The organism is Paenibacillus sp. Marseille-Q7038 (genome assembly GCF_965111595.1).
This window is the reverse complement of record NZ_CBCOOM010000001.1, coordinates 173,539-198,781: the sequence shown is the minus strand read 5'-3', so window position 1 is coordinate 198,781 and position 25,243 is coordinate 173,539. Positions and strand designations below refer to the sequence as shown.

23 protein-coding genes and 5 tRNA genes are annotated in these 25,243 nt (G+C 43.2%); 7 read left to right on the top strand and 21 right to left on the bottom strand.

Going from position 1 to position 25,243, the window contains the following annotated elements; translation table 11 throughout:
- Positions 1-27: 27 nt before the first annotated feature.
- The 6 genes from urtE to ACWPWY_RS00950 form a co-directional block, all read right to left on the bottom strand.
- Positions 28-723 carry an urea ABC transporter ATP-binding subunit UrtE gene (gene urtE, locus ACWPWY_RS00975; RefSeq protein ID WP_454189985.1) on the bottom strand — a complete coding sequence of 232 codons (696 nt, stop codon included), beginning with the start codon at positions 721-723 and terminating at the stop codon, positions 28-30.
- The gene (urtD, locus tag ACWPWY_RS00970; protein ID WP_454189984.1) at positions 701-1,519 is read right to left on the bottom strand and encodes an urea ABC transporter ATP-binding protein UrtD; all 819 of its coding nucleotides are present in this window, start codon (positions 1,517-1,519) and stop codon (positions 701-703) included. The genes urtE and urtD overlap by 23 nt, the downstream gene beginning before the upstream one ends.
- Positions 1,473-2,573, bottom strand: a complete 1,101-nt coding sequence (gene urtC / locus ACWPWY_RS00965; RefSeq protein ID WP_454189983.1) for an urea ABC transporter permease subunit UrtC — start codon at positions 2,571-2,573, stop codon at positions 1,473-1,475. The genes urtD and urtC overlap by 47 nt, the downstream gene beginning before the upstream one ends.
- A gap of 15 nt (positions 2,574-2,588) precedes the next feature.
- Positions 2,589-3,494 carry an urea ABC transporter permease subunit UrtB gene (gene urtB, locus ACWPWY_RS00960; protein ID WP_454189982.1) on the bottom strand — a complete coding sequence of 302 codons (906 nt, stop codon included), beginning with the start codon at positions 3,492-3,494 and terminating at the stop codon, positions 2,589-2,591.
- A 44-nt stretch (positions 3,495-3,538) separates the two neighbouring features.
- Positions 3,539-4,801, bottom strand: coding sequence for an urea ABC transporter substrate-binding protein (gene urtA / locus ACWPWY_RS00955; RefSeq protein ID WP_454189981.1), 1,263 nt, complete (start codon positions 4,799-4,801; stop codon positions 3,539-3,541).
- Between the two features lie 596 nt (positions 4,802-5,397).
- Positions 5,398-5,739 carry a helix-turn-helix domain-containing protein gene (locus tag ACWPWY_RS00950; RefSeq protein WP_454189980.1) on the bottom strand — a complete coding sequence of 114 codons (342 nt, stop codon included), beginning with the start codon at positions 5,737-5,739 and terminating at the stop codon, positions 5,398-5,400.
- A 231-nt stretch (positions 5,740-5,970) separates the two neighbouring features.
- On the opposite strand from ACWPWY_RS00950, the gene ACWPWY_RS00945 reads away from it, so the two are divergent.
- Positions 5,971-6,813, top strand: coding sequence for a DegV family protein (locus ACWPWY_RS00945; protein WP_454189979.1), 843 nt, complete (start codon positions 5,971-5,973; stop codon positions 6,811-6,813).
- A 181-nt stretch (positions 6,814-6,994) separates the two neighbouring features.
- Here ACWPWY_RS00945 and ACWPWY_RS00940 read toward each other — a convergent pair.
- From ACWPWY_RS00940 to ACWPWY_RS00930, 3 genes are all read right to left on the bottom strand, one after another.
- Positions 6,995-7,077, bottom strand: a tRNA-Leu gene (locus tag ACWPWY_RS00940).
- A gap of 15 nt (positions 7,078-7,092) precedes the next feature.
- Positions 7,093-7,168: transfer RNA gene (locus tag ACWPWY_RS00935), tRNA-Lys, on the bottom strand.
- Positions 7,169-7,240: 72 nt separating this feature from the next.
- Positions 7,241-7,312 (bottom strand) — tRNA-Glu (locus tag ACWPWY_RS00930).
- Positions 7,313-7,541: 229 nt separating this feature from the next.
- Between ACWPWY_RS00930 and ACWPWY_RS00925 the strand changes: the two genes are divergently transcribed.
- Complete coding sequence (locus ACWPWY_RS00925; protein ID WP_454189978.1) at positions 7,542-8,321, top strand: DeoR/GlpR family DNA-binding transcription regulator; 780 nt, start codon at positions 7,542-7,544, stop codon at positions 8,319-8,321.
- 2 nt (positions 8,322-8,323) lie between these two features.
- The gene (locus tag ACWPWY_RS00920; protein ID WP_454192753.1) at positions 8,324-9,196 is read left to right on the top strand and encodes a Cof-type HAD-IIB family hydrolase; all 873 of its coding nucleotides are present in this window, start codon (positions 8,324-8,326) and stop codon (positions 9,194-9,196) included.
- A gap of 148 nt (positions 9,197-9,344) precedes the next feature.
- On the opposite strand, the gene ACWPWY_RS00915 is transcribed toward ACWPWY_RS00920, so the two are convergent.
- The 5 genes from ACWPWY_RS00915 to ACWPWY_RS00895 form a co-directional block, all read right to left on the bottom strand.
- Positions 9,345-9,433: transfer RNA gene (locus tag ACWPWY_RS00915), tRNA-Ser, on the bottom strand.
- A gap of 7 nt (positions 9,434-9,440) precedes the next feature.
- A tRNA-Asn gene (locus ACWPWY_RS00910) sits at positions 9,441-9,516 on the bottom strand.
- A 47-nt stretch (positions 9,517-9,563) separates the two neighbouring features.
- A complete protein-coding gene (locus tag ACWPWY_RS00905; protein WP_454189977.1) occupies positions 9,564-10,313 on the bottom strand; it encodes an ABC transporter permease in 750 nt (249 codons plus the stop codon).
- A complete protein-coding gene (locus tag ACWPWY_RS00900; RefSeq protein ID WP_454189976.1) occupies positions 10,314-11,057 on the bottom strand; it encodes an ABC transporter ATP-binding protein in 744 nt (247 codons plus the stop codon).
- A gap of 27 nt (positions 11,058-11,084) precedes the next feature.
- On the bottom strand, positions 11,085-11,555 hold the full coding sequence (locus ACWPWY_RS00895) for a SprT family protein (RefSeq protein WP_454192752.1): 471 nt from the start codon (positions 11,553-11,555) through the stop codon (positions 11,085-11,087).
- A 114-nt stretch (positions 11,556-11,669) separates the two neighbouring features.
- On the opposite strand from ACWPWY_RS00895, the gene ACWPWY_RS00890 reads away from it, so the two are divergent.
- Positions 11,670-12,038, top strand: a complete 369-nt coding sequence (locus ACWPWY_RS00890; protein WP_454189975.1) for a hydrolase/acyltransferase — start codon at positions 11,670-11,672, stop codon at positions 12,036-12,038.
- A gap of 128 nt (positions 12,039-12,166) precedes the next feature.
- Complete coding sequence (gene cmpA / locus ACWPWY_RS00885) at positions 12,167-12,310, top strand: cortex morphogenetic protein CmpA (RefSeq protein WP_191797197.1); 144 nt, start codon at positions 12,167-12,169, stop codon at positions 12,308-12,310.
- 68 nt (positions 12,311-12,378) lie between these two features.
- Here the strand turns inward: cmpA and ACWPWY_RS00880 are convergent, their stop codons facing one another.
- The 7 genes from ACWPWY_RS00880 to ACWPWY_RS00850 all read right to left on the bottom strand — a co-directional run bounded on the left by ACWPWY_RS00880 (position 12,379) and on the right by ACWPWY_RS00850 (position 21,802).
- Positions 12,379-14,592: a Tex family protein gene (locus ACWPWY_RS00880; protein WP_454189974.1), complete on the bottom strand. Its 2,214-nt coding sequence runs from the start codon at positions 14,590-14,592 to the stop codon at positions 12,379-12,381.
- Positions 14,593-15,166: 574 nt separating this feature from the next.
- Positions 15,167-17,356, bottom strand: coding sequence for an alpha-galactosidase (locus tag ACWPWY_RS00875; protein ID WP_454189973.1), 2,190 nt, complete (start codon positions 17,354-17,356; stop codon positions 15,167-15,169).
- Between the two features lie 235 nt (positions 17,357-17,591).
- Positions 17,592-17,942 carry a type II toxin-antitoxin system PemK/MazF family toxin gene (locus ACWPWY_RS00870; RefSeq protein WP_160032284.1) on the bottom strand — a complete coding sequence of 117 codons (351 nt, stop codon included), beginning with the start codon at positions 17,940-17,942 and terminating at the stop codon, positions 17,592-17,594.
- A gap of 3 nt (positions 17,943-17,945) precedes the next feature.
- A complete protein-coding gene (locus ACWPWY_RS00865; protein WP_191797191.1) occupies positions 17,946-18,227 on the bottom strand; it encodes a CopG family ribbon-helix-helix protein in 282 nt (93 codons plus the stop codon).
- Positions 18,228-18,446: 219 nt separating this feature from the next.
- Positions 18,447-19,628, bottom strand: a complete 1,182-nt coding sequence (alr, locus tag ACWPWY_RS00860) for an alanine racemase (RefSeq protein WP_454189972.1) — start codon at positions 19,626-19,628, stop codon at positions 18,447-18,449.
- Positions 19,629-19,875: 247 nt separating this feature from the next.
- Complete coding sequence (locus ACWPWY_RS00855) at positions 19,876-21,063, bottom strand: LolA family protein (protein ID WP_454189971.1); 1,188 nt, start codon at positions 21,061-21,063, stop codon at positions 19,876-19,878.
- A 175-nt stretch (positions 21,064-21,238) separates the two neighbouring features.
- The gene (locus ACWPWY_RS00850) at positions 21,239-21,802 is read right to left on the bottom strand and encodes a GbsR/MarR family transcriptional regulator (protein ID WP_454189970.1); all 564 of its coding nucleotides are present in this window, start codon (positions 21,800-21,802) and stop codon (positions 21,239-21,241) included.
- Positions 21,803-22,240: 438 nt separating this feature from the next.
- Here ACWPWY_RS00850 and ACWPWY_RS00845 point away from each other — a divergent pair, with 438 nt between their 5' ends.
- Positions 22,241-23,458, top strand: a complete 1,218-nt coding sequence (locus tag ACWPWY_RS00845) for a quaternary amine ABC transporter ATP-binding protein (RefSeq protein ID WP_454189969.1) — start codon at positions 22,241-22,243, stop codon at positions 23,456-23,458.
- Positions 23,436-25,181, top strand: a complete 1,746-nt coding sequence (locus ACWPWY_RS00840) for a glycine betaine ABC transporter substrate-binding protein (RefSeq protein ID WP_454189968.1) — start codon at positions 23,436-23,438, stop codon at positions 25,179-25,181. Before ACWPWY_RS00845 ends, ACWPWY_RS00840 begins: the two co-directional genes overlap by 23 nt.
- Positions 25,182-25,243 lie beyond the last annotated feature (62 nt).

Genomic DNA, 25,243 nt, shown 5'->3' with positions numbered 1-25,243 from the left:
ATTCATCACAACATTAAAACTCCTTCATTAAACCGTAAGATAATGTTCGAAGCTGGCAAGATCGAGTTCTTCCGGTTTCCCATGCATCGCTATAGCACCTTTATCCATTACATAGATATAATCCGCCACGCTTCGAACGAATTCTTCACTTTGTTCCACAAGTAAAATTGCTGTATCTCCCTGATTCTTAATCTGAATAATAACATCGCGAATGTCGTCTACAATGGACGGCTGAATCCCTTCTGTCGGTTCATCCAGCAGCAATAATCGCGGCCTTGGAGCAAGCGCTCTGGCGAAGGCAAGCTGCTGTTGTTGACCACCGCTTAGATCGCCGCCCTGTCTATTCATCATCGTCTGCAGCACAGGAAACATTTCGAGTACATCTGCTGGAATCGTTTTTGTTCCTCTAGGAGCCGTTTCAAGTCCAAGCAGTAGGTTTTCTCTGACGCTCATCTGCGGAAAAACATCCCTTCCTTGGGGAACATAGCCGATTCCGCCCCTAGCACGTTTGGCTGAATCCCACTTCGTTACTTCTTTTCCATCCCAATGAATACTGCCTTTTCGCACCTTCAGAATACCCATTAGGGTTCGTAGCAGTGTCGATTTTCCCACTCCGTTGCGACCCATTAAACATACAACCTGACCTGGCTTTATATCGAGATGCACCTGACGAAGCACCATACTTTCCCCGTATCCGGATTCAATCCCCTTCAGTAACAGCATCCTTTTCCCTCCTTTTGCCCAAATACACTTCGGCAACTACTGGATTCTGCTGAACCTCCTGCATTGTTCCTTCAGTGAGCAGTGTTCCTTCATGCATGACGGTGACCTTCTGCGCATACTGTCTAACAAATTCCATATCATGTTCCACCACAACTACAGATCGCTCTTTTGCAATCTCCGTTAACAGAATCCCCGTCTTATTCGTTTCTTCATCTGTCATACCTGCAACAGGTTCATCAAGCAGCAGCACTTCAGGCTTTTGAAGCAAAAGCATTCCAATTTCAAGCCACTGCTTTTCCCCATGGGATAAAGAGCCCGCCCTAAGATTCAAGCGTTGTCCTAGACCAATCTGTTCCACCACTTCTTTCATTTCTCTTGTGAGACATCCCCCTCGCCGTTTACGAAGCGTGGAGAATACATTTTTATTAGGATTCAGTGCGATCTCTAAATTCTCATGTACTGTGAGCCCCCCAAATACAGAAGGCGCTTGAAACTTACGGCCAATACCGAGTCTTGCGACCTGATGTTCTTTTTTAGAAATGAGATCTGTCCCATCCGGAAGAAGAACTTGACCTGATACAGGTTTGGTTTTTCCGCAGATCACATCAAGCATCGTTGTTTTGCCAGCTCCATTTGGACCGATCAAGAAATGAAGTTCTCGCTGTTTTAAGGATAAATTCATATTACGTACCGCAACAAATCCAGAGAAAGAAACCGTGATATCTTGAACCGTGAGTACGATCTGTTCATTAGGAAGTTGCTTGCTTATGCTTACGTTTACGGACGGACTGACCATCTCGTACACCTCCTTTTCGGACCCACATGCCGGTTACACTGTGATATACACCAACAAGACCTTTAGGCATGAATAATACGATAGCTACAAATAGACCACCCATAACGAAAAGCCATCCTTCTGGATACGCTTCGCTAATTCCTGTTTTTGCCGCATTCAGCACTACAGCCCCGATCATAGCTCCAACCAGCGTTCCCCGGCCCCCAAGTGCAACCCATAACACCATTTCAATCGAGGGTACAATTCCCATCATCGAAGGGGAGATAATGCCAACCTGAAGGACAAACAGCATCCCTGCGAGTCCTGCAAGCGCACCAGACAAGGTAAACGCCATTGTTTTGTACCACGCAGGATCATATCCGAGAAATCGAACTCTATTCTCGCCATCTCTGGCAGCTTCAAGCACTTGACCAAACCTGCTGCGCACGACTCGTTTGCAGAGCACGTAAGTCAAGACTAGAATCAGAAGCGTTACATAATAGAGTATAATGGTCGTTGATGGACGATGAAGCTCCATCCCAAAAATGTGATGATATCCCGTTAACCCATTGGTTCCTCCTGTCCATTCCTGTTTTCCTACAAACAGTGTTACCATGATCATGACTAGCGCCTGCGTTAATATGGTGAAATATACACCGGTAATTCGATTTCGAAAGGTGAATATTCCAAGCAAAAAAGCAAGTAAACCAGGTAATAAGATTCCAAGTAGAAACGCAGCAGGGAAAGATCGAAAAATCGCCCAAAACCACGGAAGTTCCGTCACACTATTCCATACCATGAAATCAGGCAGCGCCGGCCCGCTGGCTTGTAATTTCAAATACATCGCCATGGCATAAGCCCCAAGCCCAAAAAATACTCCATGTCCTAAACTCAGCACTCCTCCGTAACCCCAGATCAGATCAAGTCCAATGGCAAGGATCGCTAAAGCAAGAAATTTTGCAAGCAAGCTTAACCGAAATTCTGTGGATATGAGCGGTGCGAGACTCATCAGAATCAGCACTACTCCCCAGGCAATTCGTTGCCCCCGTGTTCCCAGTCTATTTATAAACGGCATCCTTAAGTCCCCCCTCTAGTCTAAACTCCGTGAACGAAGTGCCACGAGCCCTCTCGGTTTCCATTGAAGGAAAGCAACGATGCATGCAAATACCAGAACTTTACCAATGGATGCGCTTGTGTACGTCTCAAATAAGGTATTGAAGACTCCTATTCCGAGCGCCCCTGTCACAGTACCAATCAGTTTCCCTACCCCGCCTAGAACAACAACCATAAAAGCATCTACGATGTAATAGGTACCAATTGATGGTCCGATGGGGCCAAGCAAAGTAAGTGCGCACCCTGCGACTCCCGCAATACCGGAACCAATGGCAAAGGTAAGCCCATCAACGCGGCGAGTAGAGATCCCAAGGCAGCCTGCCATATTACGATTCTGCATAACAGCACGCATCCGGCGTCCTGCTGCTGTTTTATAAATATAGATGTACATGCAGAACAGTACGACAGCGACCAGTAAAATAATGAATAACCGTGTATAAGGAAGTGTGATGCTTTCCGTAACCATCATTCCTCCATTAAGCCAGGAAGGACTGGTCACCCCGACATTCGGGGCACCAAAAATCGTCCTTGCCAGTTGTTGCAAAATCATTCCCACTCCCCAAGTTGCAAGCAAACTATCCAAGGGCCTTCCGTATAAATGGCGGATCAGAAGCACTTCAAGCAGCCAGCCGATCCCCGCGGCAAGGAGGAACGAAGCGGGAAGCGCAACAAGATAGTACGTACTAAACCAAGACGAGGGCATGTAGGAGATAAATAAATTTTGTGTTACATACGTGGCATAAGCACCGATCATGATCATCTCGCCATGCGCCATATTGATAATATTCATCAGTCCAAAGGTTACGGCGAGGCCGAGTGCAATCAGAAGCAGAATGGAACTTACACTCAAGCCGTTAAAAGCTTGCAGCAAAAACATATCCATCGATTATGCCGCCTCCCTTCCGTTCTATCTATAGTAGAAACAAGTTATTTAGCGCCAAGTGATTTTCCCCATTCATAGGTTTCCAGATACGGATCAGGCTTCACAGGCTTACCTGAGTTCCAGAGTTCTTTGAACTGTCCATTGGACTGGACTTCGCCTATACGTACCGTTTTGTAAATATGTTGGTTCTCTCCATCAATAGTCACTTTGCCGCTAGGCGCATTGAATTCAATTCCTTTAGCTGCCTCTTTCACTTTAGCTACATCAGTAGATCCTGCTTTTTCAACGGCTGCTTTCCATAAATAAACGGCAGTATATCCGGCTTCAATAGGATCAGCAGTAACTCGGTCGGCTCCGTATTTCGCTTTATAAGCAGCCGTGAATTTTGTATTCTCCGGTGTGTCCGTTGTTTGGTAATAGTTCCAAGCTGCTAAATGACCTGCGAGCACATCCGCACCAATACCACGAATTTCCTCTTCAGCTACACTGACAGACAAGGTTGTTAAATCTTGAGATGTAATCCCCGCGTCTTTTAGTTGTTTGAAGAAGGCGACATTGCTATCTCCATTCAGCGTGTTATAGACAACATCTGGTTTTGCGGCTTTGATTTTGTTGATAATTGTGCTGTAATCCGTATGACCAAGGGGAGTATATTCTTCTCCAACCACTTCGCCCCCTTCTGCCTCAAGCTGTGCCTGAATGACTTTGTTCGCTGTTTTAGGGAAAACGTAATCCGAACCCAGCAGGAAGAATTTCTTGCCACGATTCTCAAGCAGCCAGCTTACGGAAGGAACAATTTGCTGATTGGTTGTTGCTCCGGTATAGAAAATGTTCGGGGAGGATTCAAGTCCTTCATATTGTACGGGATAGAATAATAGTCCATTATTTTGTTCAAAAACAGGCAGCATCGCTTTTCGGCTTGCCGATGTCCATCCACCAAACACCGCAGCTACTTGATCTTGCTGCAGCAGTTTCCCTGCTTTTTCTGCAAAAGTCGGCCAATCCGAAGCACCATCTTCAATAACAGGCTCGATTTGTTTTCCAAGTACCCCGCCTGCTGCATTGATCTCTTCAATAGCAAGCATTTCCGCATCTTTAACTGATACTTCACTAATCGACATCGTTCCGCTGAGAGAGTGCAGAATCCCTACCTTAATCGTGTCACCATTTGAAGCACTTACCGTACCACTGCCCTCCGTAGCAGACGGTTGTGCAGCTGGACCTTCTCCCCCGGATACACAACCGGACAACATAATCACACCTGTTAGCAACACAGGAAACCACTTACCGAACTTTCGCATCAACATGAACCCCATCCCCTTTATTCAGTTAGTCGAACCCGAACATTTATTTCCTGTTTTTCCATTAATGTTTGGTATCTCACATTATAGAGGGATGAAACTTCATGTGTCAATATACCTTACATATTTTTATTCTATGCCTAGTTATATGGTGCATAACAACAAAAATAAAGAACTGAACTGAAAAAAAAGCTAATTTAGTGTTAGTATAACTTACATAAAAACCGGAATGCACTGCTAAAAGGTTGAGCTCATTTGCCCAAAGCTATTTCCATCCTAACTTCTGAAGTAATGGAAAGAGCGTGAGACGGAAGGAACGCAGCAAACTCATGCGATATGGCGGAACGTCTTTAACAAAGAATAATGGTATGAGAGGGATATTCGATACAAGAGGAATGATATTATTTCATCTGGATCGGAGACAAATGAAATCACTGACTAATCTAAAGGGAATAACTTTCACTTTTCAGAAAAGTATGAAAAGCAAACCAGACCATGATCTCTAAGATCATGGTCTGCATGTAATAACTATTTAAGTGTTCTTATGTAATCCGTTATCTTCTGTTATCCTTCTCAGGAACTTTCCCGGCGTAAAGGCCTGCTCATTTTCTTTTACGATATTTTGTGAATTCAATATACTCTCTAATGAAAGCCTGCTCTTCCGTAGTTAAATCCCCTACGTTTATATTCAGATCACAATTTCCCATACTATAAGCAGTTTTCTGCTCTCTAATCTCTTCATCAAACTTGCCAAGCATGATCCAATCCAAACTCACTTGAAAAAAAGTAGCAATCTCAATTAGTTTCGTTGTACTCGGAGTTGATTTTCCCCGTTTCCAATCTCCTAGATTACCCGTGCTTATTTTTAATTCCTCACAAAATGCTTTTTTGGTCATCCCTTTTTTCATAATTAAATGCTCAATTCGCTCGTAAATCGAATGCATATAAGACCGCCTTCCATGAAGCCATCATAATATTAAAGTCCAGCAATCCGTAGACTAGCAAGTCATCTAACTCAGGTTTTAATTTCATATTATAACATACAACATGCACACCCTTCGTCCGATATTTGTACTTACTGTGGATGCTTTATATAGTTATATCTGTCACTGGTGAATACGAGAAAAATGCGTTATCCTTTATATGATGGCCTCTATTTATGAAGGAGTGAACAAATGAGTAAAATTAAAATTGTGACGGACTCTACACTAGATCTCGACCGTTCCGTCATTCAAAGATACGGTATTGAAGTGGTGCCTCTTTCTTTTACCATTAAAGGCGAAACCTATCTTGACCAAATAGATATTACACCTGAAGAATTCATTCAAAAAATGATCCAAAGTGATGAACTTCCTAAGAGTTCTCAGCCGGCTGCCGGCGAATTTTTAGAAAGATATAACCGGTTTCATGAAGAAGGATACGAGATCATATCCATTCATATGACCGGAGGCATGAGCGGCACTGTACGTTCAGCGCAAATGGCTGCCGACATGTCAGATGCTAAAGTAACCGTCATCGATTCCCAATTCACATCCAAAGCACTCGCTTATCAAGTAGTCGAAGCTGCTACAATGGCGGAGCAAGGCAAGACAGTTGAAGAAATCATAAGTAAAATAGAAGAGGTCAGAAAAAATACCAAACTGTTTGTTGCGGTAGATACACTTGATAACTTGGTAAAAGGTGGACGAATCGGTAAAGGGAAAGCGCTGATCGGCTCCCTCCTGCATATCAAACCTGTTGCTTCTCTTGTTGACGGTAAGTATACTCCCGTTGTCAATCTTAGAAGCCAAGCTCAGATCGCAAGACATCTGGCCAAGCAGTTTGCTGAAGATGTGAAAGGAAAAACGATCCACAAAGTCGGAATCGCCCATGCTGAAAATTTTAAATTGGCATCTCAGCTGAAAGATTTAATTCACGAGCTTACTGGTTATGAAGATGTAGAGATCAGCTATACCTCACCTATTATCAGTACACATACAGGTGTCGGTGCAATTGGGTTTATGTATTATTTTGAGTAAATTTCATTTCAATATAAATCAATATTATTCTATCTAAAAGGACTTTTCTTGGCCCGTACTTCATTCGGTTCCAGAAACAGTCCTTTTTTTATACTCAATTCTTCCTCTTACTATGCGAATCTATAAGAAGACATAAAAAGAAGAGCCTTATGCAATAGCATAAGGCTCTTCTTCAATATGATGCGGTCGAGAGGACTCGAACCTCCACGGGTATACACCCACTACCCCCTCAAGGTAGCGTGTCTGCCATTCCACCACGACCGCATATAAAATTATAACTGGTGAGCCATGAAGGGCTCGAACCTTCGACACCCTGATTAAAAGTCAGGTGCTCTACCAACTGAGCTAATGGCTCTTGATGAGAAGTTCCATGATGTTATTTGCCATAACACGGATTGGTTTCTTCATAAATCATTAAGAGAAAAAGTGACCCGTAGGGGATTCGAACCCCTGTTACCTCCGTGAAAGGGAGGTGTCTTAACCCCTTGACCAACGGGCCTTATTAACATCCTGCGCTCTTCAGCAGCAAGATAGAGTATAACATAATATAAATAGCCATGACAACCCCTTTTTCAATTTTTTTTATCATAAAATAAAAAACTTATATTCCCTTATATAAATGGAGTTTTAGCCTCATCATATAAGTATTATTCTTTTAAATATTGCATTTTGACTTATAAAACATTAAAATTACTTATATTGATGCATAATATTAGGAGGTCTCCAAATTGTATCAGGAAGAACGAATGCAACTTATTATGGATCACCTTGCTAACGCAGGACGAATTTCTATTGAAGAAATTTGTCATCAGTTCGATGTATCTAGAGATACAGCTAGACGTGATCTCATTAAGCTCGAAGAACAAGACCTTATTGTCCGTACTCGCGGAGGCGCGCTTCTCCCCTCCCCGATTCAGGAATTCAAAAATTATAAAGATCGACTTGTCATTGTATCCGAAGAAAAGAAAAAAATCGGGAAACTTGCTGCCGCTCTGGTTCGCAAAGGTGACCGTATCATTCTTGACTCTTCTACCACTGTTCAAGCCTGCGCTGAATTTTTACATGCCGATCATTGCACCGTGATTACGAACTCCATCAACTCAGCTGATTTACTATCCGAAAAGGACTCGATCCATATCAGACTTCTGGGCGGTATTCTTCATAAGGAACATCGCTATGTTTATGGATCTTCTGTGATCGAAGCTCTATCTAATTATTATGTTGAGAAAGCATTTATTGGTGTCGGCGGAATTACTACAGACGGACTCAGCGCAGATGATGAAGAAGGAAAAGTAAAACGTAAGATGATGGAGCAAGCCGAAATGGTCATCGTTCTTGCAGATCATTCTAAATTTGGTCGAAATTATTTCTACCGATTTGCAGACTGGTCTCTAGTTGATGTTATTATCACAGATCAACTTCCGAGCACAGCCATGATGGATTTTTTTGGACAACATCAAGTGGAAGTTTTAGTGCCGGATTCTACTGAAGAACAGGAGGATTTATAATGATTAAACTTATTGCGATTGATTTAGATGGAACACTGCTTAATACCGAAAGTCAGATTAGTTCCGAAAATGCGGATGCGATCCGTTCGGCCCAAAATAACGGGATCCATGTGGTTATCGCTACAGGAAGAGCCCATGCTGATGTAAGAGCCATCTGTAAAAAGGCTGGACTTGTTACACCCGTTATTGCAGCTAACGGAGCTACTACCCACGATGAAAATGAAAATAAAATCGAATCCATTCCTATGGATCGAAATATCGCGTTTGGCATACTCGAATGGCTGGAAGCGAACGAATTTTATTATGAAGTGCTCACGGATCAGGCAATCTATTCTCCCAATCAGGGACATCAACTCATGTCTATCGAAATTGACCGCGCCCTTAGTGCAAACCCAGAGGAAAGTATGGATCGTTTGCTAAGGCTCGCAGAGAAACAATATGAACAAACGGGAATCGTGCGTATTCCGAGTTATCGTAACATTCCGGAAAGTGCCGAAATTTACAATATCCTTTCTCTTTCTTTTGATCATGAAAAACTGGAGAAAGGCCGTGCGCAATTTCGGCACGACGAGAATGTAGCGATGGTCATTTCCGCAGATCATAATTTTGAGGTAGAACATCCTGAAGCATCTAAAGGAAATGCGCTAAGTAAACTAGCATCTCGTCTTGGAGTATCCATGGAAGATACGATGGCGATCGGGGACAGCTTTAACGATGTGTCGATGTTGTCCATGGTCCATCATTCTGTTGCTATGGGTAATGCGAATCCCAAGATCAAGGAAATAGCTAAAGAGGTTACTTTAAAAAATACAGAACATGGCGTTGCCTATGCCATTAAACAAAAATTAAAAAATCTACCCGTGAACAATCGGTAGTTGTAATGAAAAAGAGCGCATGGATTCCATGCGCTCTTTTCTATAAACTTCCGTATCGTCTTGTTCTTATAACAATACAAAACTCATCAATTATAAGATACAGACAACAAAAAAAAGCCCTCTCGGGCTTTCCAATGTTTACTTCGAACGGAGAGAGAGGGATTCGAACCCTCGCACCGCTTACGCAGTCTAACCCCTTAGCAGAGGGTCCCCTTATAGCCACTTGGGTATCTCTCCAAAAGTATGGCTCCCCGAACAGGGCTCGAACCTGTGACAACTCGATTAACAGTCGAGTGCTCTACCAACTGAGCTATCAGGGAACATTAACTATATATAATTTATCAAAACTTTAAAGAAGAGTCAAGCTTCAAATTCCCTTGACTCTTAGATCATCTGTAAACCACAATTTATAGCTGAGTAGTGCCAACGTAATCGCCGTAATTGCCGCAGAACTTGTAAAAGCAAATACAATAAGTATCTGATACTTTACTGCTTCTACTGGGTCTGCACCCGCTATAATCATCCCGGTCATCATACCGGGAAGCTGAACAATCCCTACCGTCTTCATACTATCTATGGTAGGAATCATGCTTGATTTCACTGCTTTTTTCAATTGAAGATGTACAGCCTGCTTGGCTGTTGCCCCTAGCGCGAGTAAGGTTTCGATCTCGGGTCTTGATGAATGTACTTCTTCCTTCATTCGGTTTAAGAATAACCCGGCTACCACCATCGCATTCCCGATGGTCATCCCGCTGATGGGTATAATGAAACGCGGAGACACCTCAACGATACCTAGACCGAGCACGAGTGCCATCATCAGCAGCTCCGTGAGTGCAATCGATACATAGATCCGCCAGACAATCCCTGTTATCCCTTTCGCTCTCTTTGATGCATTATAAGAAGCAACGAGGATCATGATTGAAATAATGAGCAACAGGAGCAAGGGATTTTTGGTGTTAAAAACATATTGCAAAATATACCCGACGAGCAACAGCTGTATAGCAGAGCGAATGGTTCCAATAGCAATTTCTTTTTCTAGACCGACCTTTTGCCATACCGAAACAAGCATGGTAATTATAACAAAGATAAGAGTGAAACTAAGTGCTACAATCGACATTTATGTGTTCCTGCCTTCCCCTGCTGCATTCAGAAACCGGGCAATCTCTTCATCTGCCAAATTCTCAAAAAATTCAGTAGAAGCTAGGTCATGAAGAAGTGTTCCCTGGGCCATAAACCATACCCGATTTGAAACCTGTCTAGCTTGCTCCAAATCGTGAGTAACCCAGATCATCGCGGTTTGATGAATCTCCGCCCAATCGTGAAGAATTTCTTCTACTCTTTTCTTACTTCCTTGATCCAGCGAAGCCGTAATCTCATCCAGCAGCAGTACCTCAGGTTGCATCAATAAAGATCGCACAAGCGCAATACGCTGTTTCTCCCCACCAGACAAACTTTTTGCATTTTGAGTAAGATCGAGACCCGACAGACCCACCTTCTCTAGCAAAAAATGAGCCAGTTCTTCATTGTAGGTTTTCTGATGCAGTGAGCTATAAAGCCGAAGATTGTCCTCCACTGTTCCTTCGAGCATCACTGCCTGCTGCGCTACATAACCAATATGTGTCCTCCACTCCCTCGGGTCCATTTGTTCATATGAAACACCGCTGTACTCCAAGATACCATCGTCATGAATGTCCAATCTCGACAGAATGCGGAGCAAGGTACTCTTCCCTTGACCAGATACACCAAGCAGTGCAATTCGGTCATTGGGATAAATGTTTGCTGTCACCCGCTCAAATAACCAAGGACGATCTAGACCTGCGTATTTTTTCCTCAAGTTTTCTACACGTAAAATAGGTTGCAATGAAATAATCTCCTTCATCTATGAAACTTAGGGAGTGACTAGCTCCGACATGACAAGCTTACCGCCACATTTGCCGCACCGATACTTCCTAACATCTACCTTGCGCTTACGCTGATACGTTTGCCCGCACTTCTGGCAGACAAGTTTATATTTATAGGGCAGGGTTCTTCGGCCTTTTCCGTCCGGCAAGGACTGGCAAAAACGACTTCCCCCTACTTTTGCTAAAAGCTGTTTAAATTCAGGGTCGCGATGACGATAGCCCCTCCCTCGTATATGTAGATGATAATGGCATAGTTCATGCTTGATAATCTTCTCGACTTCTTCTTTGCCGTAGACCTTAAGCTGATGAGGATTAATCTCTATTCGATGACTGCGGAGCATGTATCTGCCGCCAGTCGTGGTTAGCCTGCTGTTAAACGTGGCCTCATGCTGAAATGGAACGCCAAAACTTTCGAGTGAGATGCGCTCAATCCATGTCTGCAGTTCTTCGTTCGTCATGGAATTCATATATGCTCAGCTCTCTTTCTTTCATTGTTTCTACTTGATTGTAAGTATACCTTGGGATACACTGTCAAGGAACCACTGACCGAACTAAAGGGGAGAAATGCACGTATGTCTAAAATGCGATACGTTATTCTGCAACACGCCGATCAGTTAGAATTTGTGGAAATGCCCTCCGATTATGCTTATCAGCTCAGCGCACTGAATCTTAGGCTGAATAAAGAAATCGATAAGCTGACCGCTGATATTGTTCCTACACTTCCTAGAGCCATCGCTGAATGTGATCAGCTGGATCTGCTGGAAGAACGCTATGTGATTACACAAGGTCTTGCCTATATTAACGATCTAGAGAAAGCCTTTGCAGCTGTAAAAGAAGAACACTATCCACTGATCGCCCTGCTTACCGAGATTCGTGCCCTTCAGGCACAGCTAGAACAATGGTACGAAGAAGAAGAACTTACTCTAACTCATCCACTATAAAAAAACGACACAAATAACCGTTCTACATTCCCTTGTAGAACGGTTATTTTCATGTGAACTGGCACAATTCGGGCTCTCACCCCATATGCTAACGTACAGAAATGAACCTATGGAGGAGGGATTTCCCCGTGCCCCAATGGCTTAGTAACCAACTCATGCGTGCTTTCCATAAGAAAGATCGCCGACAAATTCGGCTGCTGAACGAATGCTGGTTCTTCTATCGTAATCGACCAGGCGCTCATCATGGTATGGCTAATGAACCTGATCTTTAAACAGCTGCCAGCCGGTGAATCAGACATAGTGCATCCTCATCATCGGCTTTCGCTGTCGTTATGAAATTTTACTGATTCGTTTGATTTGGGTCCTTCATCGTAAGAGCAACGCGGCCCTTTTTCAAATCTACGCTAAGCACCCATACTGTTACATTATCTCCTACGGAAACCACATCCATTGGATGCTTTACAAAACCGTTGCTAAGCTGCGAGATATGAACTAGTCCATCACTTTTCACGCCAATGTCTACAAAAGCACCGAAGTCAATTACATTACGAACGGTTCCTTGCAGTTCCATTCCCGGTTCCAGATCTTCAATCTTCAGTACATCGGTACGGAAAATAGGAAGCGGCAACTCTTCACGCGGGTCACGACCCGGACGCTGTAAGTTCTCAAGAATATCGCGCAGTGTCGGCAGACCGACCTCTACTCTGTCAGCAAGCTCTTGTGCGCTTTGTTCTTCCAAGATCCGAGTCAGTTCTTCGGTTCCCAGTTTATCCAGGTCCACTTTGAGTTCTGCAAAGACTCGGTCAACTACAGAATAAGATTCCGGGTGAATAGCTGTCTTATCCAGCGGGTTATCCCCTTCCGAAATACGCATAAATCCAGCACATTGTTCAAACGTCTTGGCGCCTAAACGCGGAACTTTTTGCAGTTCTTTTCGAGAAGAAAACTTACCATGCTCTTCACGGTATTTCACAATATTTTTAGCAATCGTGGAGTTTACTCCCGCTACATAAGACAACAGCGAAGGAGAAGCTGTATTCACATCTACACCAACATGGTTAACGGCAGATTCTACTACGGCTTTCAGGCTTTCTTCTAGATGTTTTTGAGATACATCATGTTGGTATTGACCCACACCAATGGCTTTTGGATCAATCTTCACAAGTTCAGCCAGTGGATCTTGAACCCGGCGAGCAATGGAAGCAGCACTGCGCTCTGCTACGTCCAGATCAGGGAATTCTTCCTGTGCAATCTTAGAAGCGGAGTATACACTCGCCCCTGCTTCATTCACGATCAGATAAGCAAGATCTGGATCACCGATCTCTTGCATGACTTCCGCTACAAATTGCTCGGTTTCACGGGAAGCTGTCCCGTTTCCAATGACAATCAGTTCAATATCATATTTGCTGATCAATTCTTTAAATTTAGCCAACGCTTCCTGCTTCTTATTATTCGGCGGTGTTGGATACGTTACAGCTACCTCAAGCAGTTTTCCTGTTTCGTCTACAACCGCAAGTTTACAGCCCGTCCGGTAAGCAGGATCGACGCCAAGTACACGTTTATTCGGAATCGGCGGCTGCAGAAGCAAGCTACGCAGATTACCTGAGAAGATGGAGATAGCCTGCGCTTCGCCTTTTTCCGTTAGCTCTGTACGAACTTCTCTTTCAATCGAAGGAGCAATTAGACGCTTATAAGCATCCATAATTACATTTTCAAGGATGTCACTAACGACCGATGATGGTTTCAGTATCTGACGGCCAATATAGTTATGGACCGGTTCTGCATTAACATCGAGTCCAACTTTCAGTATGCCTTCACGTTCTCCGCGGTTAATTGCAAGAATTCGATGCGGCGGCATTTTTTTAGCGAGTTCACGGTAGTCATAGTAGTTCTCATATACGGATTCCACATCAATATCCTTCGCTTCCGAAGTCAGCATACCGTGATCCAGTGTATATCTTCTTACCCATGATCGAATGGATGCATCATCCGCGATATTCTCAGCTAGAATATCCTTGGCTCCTTGCAGGGCAGTATCTGCACTATCTACTCCGAGCTCTTCGTTCACATAACGAGCGGCTTCTTCCATGACATTTCCTTGTTTCGGTTGGTTCCAGATCCACTCGGACAGTGGCTCAAGCCCTTTTTCTTTCGCTACACTCGCACGGGTTTTACGTTTTTGACGATAAGGACGATACAAATCTTCTACTTCTTGAAGTTTGACCGCTTGTTTGATGGATTTAGCTAGTTCCTCCGTCAGTTTGCCCTGCTCTTCAATAATCCGGATGACTTCCACTTTACGATCTTCCAGATTACGGAGGTAGACCGTTCTCTCTTCAATCAGACGCAGCTCATTCTCGTCCAGCTCGCCTGTCATTTCTTTACGGTATCTTGCGATAAAAGGAATAGTATTCCCTTCGTTCAACAAAGACACGGTTGTTCTTACCTGCTTAAGTGAGAGCGAAAGTTCTTTAGCGACTTGATTAACAATACGCTCTTCCTGTTCTTTTTTCAGTTTCTCATCGTTCACTTCAACTGCGGATAGCTCTGACAAAAAAATCCCTCTTTCTTCTATGGATTACCCGCTCATTATTCCGTTGCAAGGTGTCAAGCATTTCGCATTCATAGCCGCTACGTACACAAATGATTCCATGACCGCTGTTGTGATTGGAGTTTTTTATCCTAATACTCAGTGGTACAACTCCAATCACAAAGGCGGACGCTTCACTTCTTGGAATTCATTTGTTACTCCGCTACCGTCTGACTTTATGCAAAACAAAACACCACCCGGCAAAAGAATATGAGACGTCCAATTTCTTTTTTTAATAAAAAGCACATATTTTTTAGGTTAGTTCGAAGTTGCTGGTATTTAGCCTGCACTTCGATTTCTGTTTATTTTAAAATTTGCCCAGAAAAAGTATACCGTACACGAATCTGTCTGTCCCATCACTATTTCCGGATCTCTATGTCACCACCTCAGGCGGGATGTATCTTATTATCACAGAACTTCGGCTCAATTTCCACTTTTGACGCGCCATATTACTGTATTTACGGCAAAAAAAGACTGCAGCAGCAGTACCTTAAGGCAGCTTTTGCAGTCTTTCCTGTTAAACGATTACAAAAACGATCTATACGCGTCTGAAACGGTACATCTCGCTATGATAATCTCCTACTTTATTTCCTACGGAAATACCGGCATACATCAGGGCATCCCCGCTGTATACACCTTCTCCATCTACGGCTGCATAATCACGTTCAGGCTCAAGTCCTTTCAGCTTCAGACGCTGCAGTGGAGCATTGGGTTCGGACAGTACACGGAAGTAGAATACAACCACATCTTCACCATCCGGTGAGACAAACATCCATGCCGCTTCGTTTCCTTCAAACGGGTTCAACAAACGATGAAACACGCCGAATTGTACGGTCTTACGAATCTCTTTGTACAAGGCAACCTGTTCCTGCACCGTTTTTTTATCATTCTCATCAAATAAAGTGAGATCCAGTTCGTATCCAAAATTACCGGACATCGCCACATGACCACGGGTTTCAAGAGAGGTATTCCGGCCAACCTGATGATTTGGAACAGCTGAAATATGAGAACCCATGGAGCTAATCGGATATACAAGACTTGTACCGTATTGAATCTTCATACGTGATACGGCATCGGTATTATCACTTGTCCATGTTTGCGGCATGTAGTACAGCATTCCTGGGTCAAATCTGCCTCCGCCACCAGAACAGCTTTCAAACAAAATGTGCGGGAACTTCGAAGTAATCCGCTCCATCACATCGTACAAACCGAGCATATAGCGGTGAGCTGTTTCTTTCTGTTTCTCTGGCGGCAATAGAGCGGAACCGACTTCTGTCATATTTCGATTCATATCCCATTTCACGTACGTGATCGGAGCACTTGCCAAAATATCCGATATCATACGAACGATTTCGTCTTGCACGTCTTTACGGGACATATCAAGAACGAGCTGCTGTCTGCCTTCTGTACGGCGGCGATGTGGGATATGCAAGCACCAATCTGGATGATTTCGATAAAGCTCACTATCTGGTGATACCATCTCTGGTTCAAACCACAAGCCAAACTGCATACCCGTCTCTGTTACACGCCCCACCAGGTCGTCCAAACCTTCAGGCAGCTTGTTTTTATCAACAAACCAATCGCCTAATGAAGAATTGTCACTATCCCGATGTCCAAACCAACCATCATCAAGAACGAACAATTCAATACCAAGTTCTTGCCCAGCGCGAGCAATGTTCTCAATCTTGTCCGCTGTAAAGTTAAAATAAGTCGCTTCCCAGTTATTAACGAGAATCGGGCGTTCCTGATCGCGATGCTGTCCTCTTGCTAGACGCTCCCTGTATAATTTGTGATACGTATGAGACATTTTGCCAAGACCCTCATCAGAGTAAACCATAACAACTTCTGGTGTCTGGAAAGCTTCGCCTGGCTCAAGAACCCAGCCGAATTCAAATGGATTAATGCCCAAGGACAAGCGTGTTGTTTGGAACTGGTCCACTTCCGCTTGTGCTATGAAGTTACCGCTGTATACAAGGCTAAATCCATAAACTTCACCTGTATCTTCTGTTGCATTCGGACTTAAAAGAGCTGCAAATGGATTCTGCTGATGACTGCTGGAACCTCTGCGGCTTTCTATACTTTGATTACCAAAGGTAAGCGGTTTGCGGACAATATTCCGTTCTCTAATCCAAGCTCCTGAAAGCTGAAGCCACTCGTAGTTCGCATGCGGGAAATCAATACTTGCACTTAAAGCGCGTACAATTTCGTTTCTAGCATCTCCAGTGTTTATAATTCGCGCGGAACGTGTGATAGCATCGTACTCATGAAATGCGGTATAAGTCAGTTCTAATTGGATTCCTGCTACAGAATCTTCAAGTACTACAATCAAGGTATCTGCTTCGGCATCCTGCTCTGTATAAGTTGCTGGCAGTCCCGATAATGCAGGTTTACCGCTTACAATTCGGTGATTTTTGTACAAAAATTCAGTTACCGTTGATCCATTCGGCTGACGAAGCTGGAAAGCCGGATGACGAAAATCGCTCGTACCATATACCGGATATTCCTGAGGCAAGGTATCAAAGGAGATGGTCCGGTCTTCTGGTACTGGATTCGGGCTGAACGAACAACGCTCCTCACGTACATGAATCCAAGCGAAATCGTTATCGCGTAATCTTTTACCATAATATATTTGAGTCAAATGACCTGTAGGTAGCGCACGAAACACATAACTAGCACTCTTGGTTTGCAGGTGAAAAAGCCGTTTCTCTTCGTTATAAAAAATCGCCATGTTGTTATCCACTCCCATGTCTATTTAATAGCGCTTTCAAAAATAAAATGCAAAAATTGTTAACCCTCTTCTCAGTATAGAATCGGTTGATTTTAAATGCAATGTACTATCTTCGTCTTCTGATATCGCCTTAATCTAAAATAAATACTAAAACGCTTATTTTACATGGAAGAAAAGTCAAAACATAACAAAAAGAGCGAACAGTACTGCAATACTGTTCGCTCTTTATGCTCACCTAGAAATCAATTAAACCTAGGCTGATCTGTAACGATTCATTGACAAGCTTCATCGTCTCATCATCCAGATGCGTAATCTTATCTGTAAGACGCTGCTTATCAATGGTCCGAATCTGCTCAAGCAGAACGACAGAATCCCGGTCAAAACCATGCGCTTCGGCATCAATTTCTACGTGGGTCGGCAATTTCGCCTTCTGAATCTGTGCCGTAATGGCAGCTACGATGCAGGTTGGGCTAAACCGATTGCCGATATCATTCTGGATCACAAGCACCGGTCTGACTCCCCCTTGCTCGGAACCAACAACGGGTGAAAGATCCGCAAAAAATACGTCTCCGCGTTTTACGATCAATGTTTACACCCCGCTCACTAAGCGGCCCAGAATGCTGTCTGCATCATCCTCCGCGTGAAAGGCTTCGGAAGCCATGGTCAAATTAATTTTGGCCATTTCCATGTAGCCGCGCTGCATGGTTTCTCTGATGTAACGCTTCTTGCGCTCCATCAGATACAGCTTCATAGCCTGCCTAATAAATTCACTGCGGTTCGAATTTTCCATTGCTACGATACCATCAACTTCCTGCAAAAGATGATCGGGTAAACTGATCATAATCCGTTTGGTGTTCTGTACATTGGTCAAGTCTCTTCCACCCCCACACAAAACCTACGCCACTGTAAACCAGTATAACGTTATTTCAGGAAATTTATACAAGAGGATATATATGCCCCGCGTATATCAAGTATGCATTACTCATTATAAACGGAATGAACTGATACGTACATCATCCATTTTTAAGATATCTACACAATTCGCGGGTTTTAGACGAAATCCTCTTTCCTCACAGAAATTTCACGAAACTTAGGATAACAGTGCGTTAACGTGAGCGATGACTTTTCCATCCCGGATATAAACACGCGGGACACGATTCGCAATCATGCACAGAACTTCATAGTTAATCGTATCAATCTTCGATGCCAGCTCATCGACAGTAATTGTACTGCCCATTTGCTGACCGATGAGAACAACCTCTTCACCAGCTTTAATATCTTCTTTATCCGTTAACGTTTGTAAAGACACCATACACTGATCCATACAAATGGTACCAACGACCGGGACGCGGTGGCCGCGTATTAAAACTTCTGTTTTACCGGTTAGCATACGGGAGTAACCATCTGCATAACCGATCGGAAGGGTTCCAATCCTTTCTTCTTTTGAAGAATAATACTTGGTTCCGTAACTAATGCCCCAATGTTCGGGAACATTTTTTACATAAACAATCTTTGTTTTTAGTGTCAGCACTGGGAGTAAATGCACGCTCTGCTTATCCACTTCATCAGATGGATACAGTCCGTACAGGCTAATTCCTACCCGCACCATATTCAGCGAAAGAGACGGAGTATCAATAGCAGCAGCACTGTTACCCGTATGTATGATCGGGAGCTTGTAACCTGAATCCCGCAGCGCGCTAATCACATCCATGAACCGTTGATATTGCATCAGTGTATAGTCTTTGTTTTCTTCATCCGCTTTGGCAAAATGGGTATATGCCCCTTCGAGTTCCACATAAGGAAGACGTGACAGGCGACTTGCTACCTGCATTGCGTCTTCTGCCGTAATCACTCCAAGACGCCCCATACCGCTGTCAATCTTGAGATGCACTTTCAGCTTGCGTATGTCTTCGGAAGGATGAAGGTTTTCGATACTAGTGATAACTTCCTCACTAAATACCGTTAGCGTAATATCATGACGATATGCAGTCTCTATCCCTTCCGGTGGTGTATATCCCAGTATAAGTATCGGTGTGTTTATTCCTGCTTTACGAAGTTCTAGGGCTTCGTCAAGAAAAGCAACATTGAGATAGTCTACTCCTATCTTTTCAAGTTCTTTCGACATCTCTACAGCACCATGACCGTAAGCATTCGCCTTAACACAAGCACTGAACAACACATCTTCTGGCAAACTCTTGCGAAATACATTCACATTATGTCTTAAATGATCCAAGTTAATTTCAGCTTGGGTCGGGCGATACTGTCCTTCCACCCTCAGTCACCTTCCCTGATTTTAATTCCTACCTAACAATAAACTAATGGTATGCGAGAGAATGTCGACTGTCAAATGCCTATACCTAAGGTATTTGATTCACGTAAGGAATAGGAATTACAATTATTGTTATATTCGACGTCAAACCCCATTTTGCCTACAATCTGCGGATAAAAAAAGAGGCGAACAGCCGTGTAATTTACGAAGAAATGCTTCGTAAATATTCGGTATCCGCCTGTCTCACATATTATTTACCCGATTGGTCCTGCATAGAAGCGGCTATTTGTACCATTTCTGCTACAGGTAAGTTATCGCTTGTAATACGGTACTCCATTCCTTCATCAAACCATGTTAAAGTCTGAGGTAATTCTGTGGTCATCATACCAATTGTAAAGCCAAGATCTACAGGTGTTGTTGCAGCATAGGAAGAGGCTCTGTCTTGTGGTCTTGCTTCAATAATGGTGTAATCATATGTTCCTTCAAACCGTAACATGACCGCATAATCATCTTCTGTTTCCATAATCGTCGGTTCACCTTTCATGTTTACCCCGTTCGGAAGGTACGTAGGTTCAATGACTCCAAAGTCTCCAAGATCACTTGATGTTGATGCTCCTTCTTCAGCAGTCGCACTGTCATCCGGATTCACTTCTCCCCCAACCTCATCGCCTGGCTGCCCTAATTCAGGCTGATCGGAAACATCCACTCCAGGATCCTGCTCCTCAGAAGCAGATACTTCCGGTGTATTCACATCTTCATTAATCGTAGGGGTGCTGCCTGCTTCAGGTGCCTGAATCTCTCCATTACCAGCTGACATGTTCTTCTGCATATCAAAAGAATCTTTTTCAAACTTGGTACCAAATTCAAATGTATCAAATTTTACATCAACGACAACGTTAGCATTGGCATCCGATACGGCAACATGTTTTGGCGAATAATTGTCTTTATCCAGCCAAATTTTCTGACGAACAAGCGAATGCGTATTATAATTCGCAGCTACGTCAAACACATAACTGTCATCTTCATCTGCAAATTGACGAGCGTTATCGCCAATAATACTGCGGACAAGGGTTTCATATAAATAGACTTGGCCTTGATCGTCCGGCCAGTTGCTTTGGAACCGGAAACTTTTGTTCAGGCTCGGTGTTAGAACAAATACGCCATCATCATTACGAAGTACAATTTGTGTGATGTTTTTCTTCGCGTTCGTTAAAGCAATCCGATAATAAGAAGGTTTTTGATGCGATACTTCTACTTTGTACTCCTGTGGTGTCTCTCCAGAATAAAGTGTCATTACACCCGAACCTTTGTAACTTTCTAGCTCTCCTACGACCTCGTTCAAATCTTTTACTACTGACTCTGCATCCTTTGGTCCACAAGCCGTAAGCAGACCTGAAAAGCACAGTACCATGGCAATTATCCATGATATCCGGCGCATGACATCATCCCCTTTAACACTGTTTTCGACTGATTGATACATGTTTATGAGGGACTTGTTCGATTTATGCAGACTGGCCTGACAAGCTGGATAAATGAATAGTCAAAATGGATTAAAACGCATAAAAAAAGCCTCAACCTTCTGCGGTAGAAGTGAGACTTATCAAGAAATTGATTCAATTATCCAATTCTTCTTTAGGAACAAGCTGAAAAATTTCTTCTGATTCCATGGCATCAATTAAACGGTTCAGCCACTTGTAGTAAGCTACGGCTTCCTCCATCTTTTTCTTATCTCTAGAAAGGAACTCGTAAAGTTTTTCATCTTCAATATGTTCTTTTAAAAGTCTATTTAGTTCTTCTATTGCTTTTTTAAATGAAAGAAGATTACTTTCTGCCGCTTGTCTCCATTTAATGGTGAAGTAATCCATAAAGGTCTGATGCCAGTCATACTCCACTTCATACTGATCCTTACGAGAGCCTTTACTCCACACCTTATTCACCATTTGAAGATCAAGAAGATTACGTACACTCGTGCTCATACTTGTCTTACTCATTTCCATTTCTTTTCCCATCTCATCAAGCGTCATAGGATGATTCGCAAAAAAGAGAAGTCCATATAAATGGCCCGCAGAAGAAGTGAGTCCGTACAATTCCATATTTTTACCCACGGTTTGAATTACACGCTTACGAATATTCATTATTTTTAATTGTTGTTCTTCATTTAATTGGTCCAAGCTCATGCTTGTAACCTCCCATTCTACCCTTAATCCTACATGTATAAAAACGCTTACTGTTCACATAAATACTGAAATATTCACGGTATTAGGTTCAAATAACCAAATCATAAAAGAATTACATTAAGGACAATCTATAAATCAAATTGATAAATCGATGACTTTAATCACAATTGGTGTTAATTGTCATGATCTATTTTAAGAAAAGCAATATGAAAAGTAAAGTTGTATCCTACGTAGCTATTCCTCAATAAGTGAAGAATAGACAAGAAAATCTGCGTATTTTCCTAATATTCAATTCGTACAGTTTTTACTGTACAAACTAAACATACGGAATGTACAATTGAAAGTATAGAGCCATTTTGTTACAATGGCAAAGGCAAATGTTTAAATTAAGTGAAATAAAGCTTATATCGTTATAGAAAAAGGGGTGTAAAGATAAGCATGACCATACTAGAAGTGAAAAATGTAAGTAAGCTGTTTGGTCCTAATGCTCAAGAGGGAGTTAAGCTTCTTGAACAAGGTTGGGATAAAAAGCGCTTGGCTAAAGAGAAAAATATTACGGTCGGCGTAAATCAAGTCAATATGGACATTAAACAGGGAGAAATCTTCGTTATCATGGGGCTCTCTGGTAGTGGTAAATCCACACTTGTACGAATGCTTAACCGTTTGATCGAACCTACTTCAGGTGAAATTCTCGTTCACGGGAAAGATCTTCGTAAAATGAACAAAGAGCAACTGCGTAAAGTTCGCCGCGAAACCATCAGCATGGTATTCCAAAGTTTTGCTCTTCTACCTCACCGTACTGTACTCGATAACGTTGAATATGGTTTGGAGATTCAAAAAGTAGATAAAGCAATACGCAGAGAAAAAGCAAAAGAAGCTCTTGAGCTGGTAGGACTTAAAGGTTGGGAAGATAAACTTCCAAGCGAGCTAAGCGGCGGGATGCAACAGCGTGTCGGTCTTGCACGTGCCCTTGCTAACGATCCAGAAGTACTGCTTATGGACGAAGCTTTCAGCGCACTTGATCCACTGATTCGCCGTGACATGCAAGATGAGCTCTTAGAGCTGCAAGATCGCATGCAAAAAACAATTATCTTTATTACGCATGATCTGGACGAGGCTCTTCGTATTGGAGACCGAATTGCGCTGATGAAAGACGGTTCTGTTGAACAAATTGGCACACCGGAAGAAATTATGATTCAGCCTGCTAACTCATTTGTCGCTCGTTTCGTCGAGGATGTGGACTTATCTAAAGTACTCACTGCTTCTCACGTCATGCTCCGACCAGAGACCATTACACTTGACCGCGGCCCACGGGTTGCCCTTGAGCTGATGCGTGAACGCGGTATATCTAATCTGTTTGTCATCGACCGTACTAAAAAACTACTCGGTGTTATTACAGCGGAAGATGCCGTTCAAGCCTTTAAAGACGGTAAAACATTACAAGATATTCTCATTACAGACGGACCTCAAGTACCGCCTGAAACGATGATGAATGATCTATTTGAAATTACAAGCTCTGCCAAAGTTCCTGTAGCCGTAGTAGGTGACAATGGAAGAATCGTAGGCGTTATCGTAAGAGGCGCACTGCTTGGAGCCCTTGGCGGCGAAGTTACAACGAAGGAGGAACCATCTAATGCCGAAGTTACCCATAGCTGAGTGGACAGATGTCGCCGTTAATTGGCTAAATGACACACTCTCCGGATTCTTCGGCGTCATTTCGACTATTATCGAAAGTGTCGTCGGATTTTTCTCAGGCCTGTTTTTATTACCCCACCCATTTCTTTTCATTATTATTTTTGGGGTTCTTGCTTATTTACTTGGAAAATGGAAGCTTACCGCATTCACGGTAATTGGCTTCCTGCTCATCTATAACCTAGGTTACTGGACACAATCCATGGATACACTGGGACTCGTCGTAACGTCAGGAATTGTATCCGTCGTGATTGGTGTACCTCTTGGTATTCTGTCGGCTTATAGCCGCGGCGTGGAAAGAGTCGTTACTCCGGTTCTCGATCTCATGCAGACGATGCCTGCGTTCGTGTACCTGCTTCCAGCCGTTACTTTCTTTAGTCTGGGCGTTGTACCGGGTGTTATTGCATCTGTTATTTTCTCCATTCCGCCAACAATTCGTATGACGCATCTTGGTATCCGCCAAGTGTCTACGGAACTTGTGGAAGCGGCTGATGCTTTTGGTTCAACTTCAACTCAAAAGCTATTTAAAGTACAGCTTCCGCTAGCGATGCCAACACTAATGAGTGGTGTTAACCAAACCATCATGTTGTCACTATCCATGGTCGTAATCGCATCAATGATTGGGGCACAAGGAATTGGTGCTGAAGTATACCGTGCAGTTGGACAACTTCAGATTGGTAAAGGATTCGAAGCAGGACTCGTCGTTGTTGTACTCGCGATCGTGCTTGACCGTTTCTCGCAAAATCTGGTAGGTAAGCCAGGGAAGAAGAAAAGCAGTCGCTTTACACAGAAACAACGGATCTGGATGATATCTGCTGCTACAGCCATTGTACTGATCGCTGGTTTTTCCCAGTATTTTGTAGGTAATGATACTGCTGATAGTGCAAATCAGAACGCAACTGGCGCAGAAGTGAATTATCAGATTATTGGTATCGACCCTGGTGCCGGTATTATGACTTCTACGACACAAGCACTGGAAGATTACGATCTGACAGATTGGACGCTTGTGGAAGGTTCCAGTTCTGCGATGACAGCGATGCTGGAGAAAGCAATGAAGAATGAAGACCCTATTATTATCACGGGATGGACTCCGCACTGGATGTTCAACAAATATGATCTGAAGTTCCTTGAAGATCCGCTAAAATCTTATGGTGATGCGGAAGAAATTCGTACGATTGTCCGTAAAGGACTCAAAGAAGATCATCCAACAGCCTATGAATTCTTGGATCGCTTTAACTGGACGGCTGAAGAGATGGCTGAAATGATGATTGCCATTCAGGACGGCTCCGATCCACAGCAGGCAGCAAAAGAATGGGCTGAAGCTCATCAAGACAAAGTCGATGAGTGGACAAAAGGTCTGCGGTCTTCGAATGGGGAGACATTGAAACTTAGCTATGTTGCTTGGGACTCTGAAATCGCAAGTACAAATCTTGTGGAATATGTCCTCGAAAATGAGCTTGGTTACAATGTAACTTCACTTCAAGTAGAGATGGGTCCTATGTGGACTGGTGTCGCAGATGGAGATGTGGATGCTACCCTGGCAGCATGGATGCCTGTAACTTCCGCAGCATACTACGACCGTTATATTGACAAAGTCGAAGATGTTGGTGTGAATATGGAAGGTGCAAAAACAGGACTTACTGTTCCAGCTTACATGGATATCGATTCCATTGAAGATCTGAAATAAATCTTTCCTTATTATAAAAAGCAGTTCAATAAAAAACCGTAACCCTTATGCACTGGGTTACG

What these genes read in the sequence shown, in the direction of transcription:
- urtE (WP_454189985.1), bottom strand. Translation starts at nt 723, where the DNA reads ATGCTGTTACTGAAGGGGATTGAATCCGGATACGGGGAAAGTATGGTG.
- urtD (WP_454189984.1), bottom strand. Translation starts at nt 1,519, where the DNA reads ATGGTCAGTCCGTCCGTAAACGTAAGCATAAGCAAGCAACTTCCTAAT.
- urtC (WP_454189983.1), bottom strand. Translation starts at nt 2,573, where the DNA reads ATGCCGTTTATAAATAGACTGGGAACACGGGGGCAACGAATTGCCTGG.
- urtB (WP_454189982.1), bottom strand. Translation starts at nt 3,494, where the DNA reads ATGGATATGTTTTTGCTGCAAGCTTTTAACGGCTTGAGTGTAAGTTCC.
- urtA (WP_454189981.1), bottom strand. Translation starts at nt 4,801, where the DNA reads ATGTTGATGCGAAAGTTCGGTAAGTGGTTTCCTGTGTTGCTAACAGGT.
- ACWPWY_RS00950 (WP_454189980.1), bottom strand. Translation starts at nt 5,739, where the DNA reads ATGCATTCGATTTACGAGCGAATTGAGCATTTAATTATGAAAAAAGGG.
- ACWPWY_RS00945 (WP_454189979.1), top strand. Translation starts at nt 5,971, where the DNA reads ATGAGTAAAATTAAAATTGTGACGGACTCTACACTAGATCTCGACCGT.
- ACWPWY_RS00905 (WP_454189977.1), bottom strand. Translation starts at nt 10,313, where the DNA reads ATGTCGATTGTAGCACTTAGTTTCACTCTTATCTTTGTTATAATTACC.
- ACWPWY_RS00895 (WP_454192752.1), bottom strand. Translation starts at nt 11,555, where the DNA reads ATGACGAACGAAGAACTGCAGACATGGATTGAGCGCATCTCACTCGAA.
- ACWPWY_RS00890 (WP_454189975.1), top strand. Translation starts at nt 11,670, where the DNA reads ATGTCTAAAATGCGATACGTTATTCTGCAACACGCCGATCAGTTAGAA.
- ACWPWY_RS00875 (WP_454189973.1), bottom strand. Translation starts at nt 17,356, where the DNA reads ATGGCGATTTTTTATAACGAAGAGAAACGGCTTTTTCACCTGCAAACC.
- ACWPWY_RS00855 (WP_454189971.1), bottom strand. Translation starts at nt 21,063, where the DNA reads ATGCGCCGGATATCATGGATAATTGCCATGGTACTGTGCTTTTCAGGT.
- ACWPWY_RS00850 (WP_454189970.1), bottom strand. Translation starts at nt 21,802, where the DNA reads ATGAGCTTGGACCAATTAAATGAAGAACAACAATTAAAAATAATGAAT.
- ACWPWY_RS00845 (WP_454189969.1), top strand. Translation starts at nt 22,241, where the DNA reads ATGACCATACTAGAAGTGAAAAATGTAAGTAAGCTGTTTGGTCCTAAT.
- ACWPWY_RS00840 (WP_454189968.1), top strand. Translation starts at nt 23,436, where the DNA reads ATGCCGAAGTTACCCATAGCTGAGTGGACAGATGTCGCCGTTAATTGG.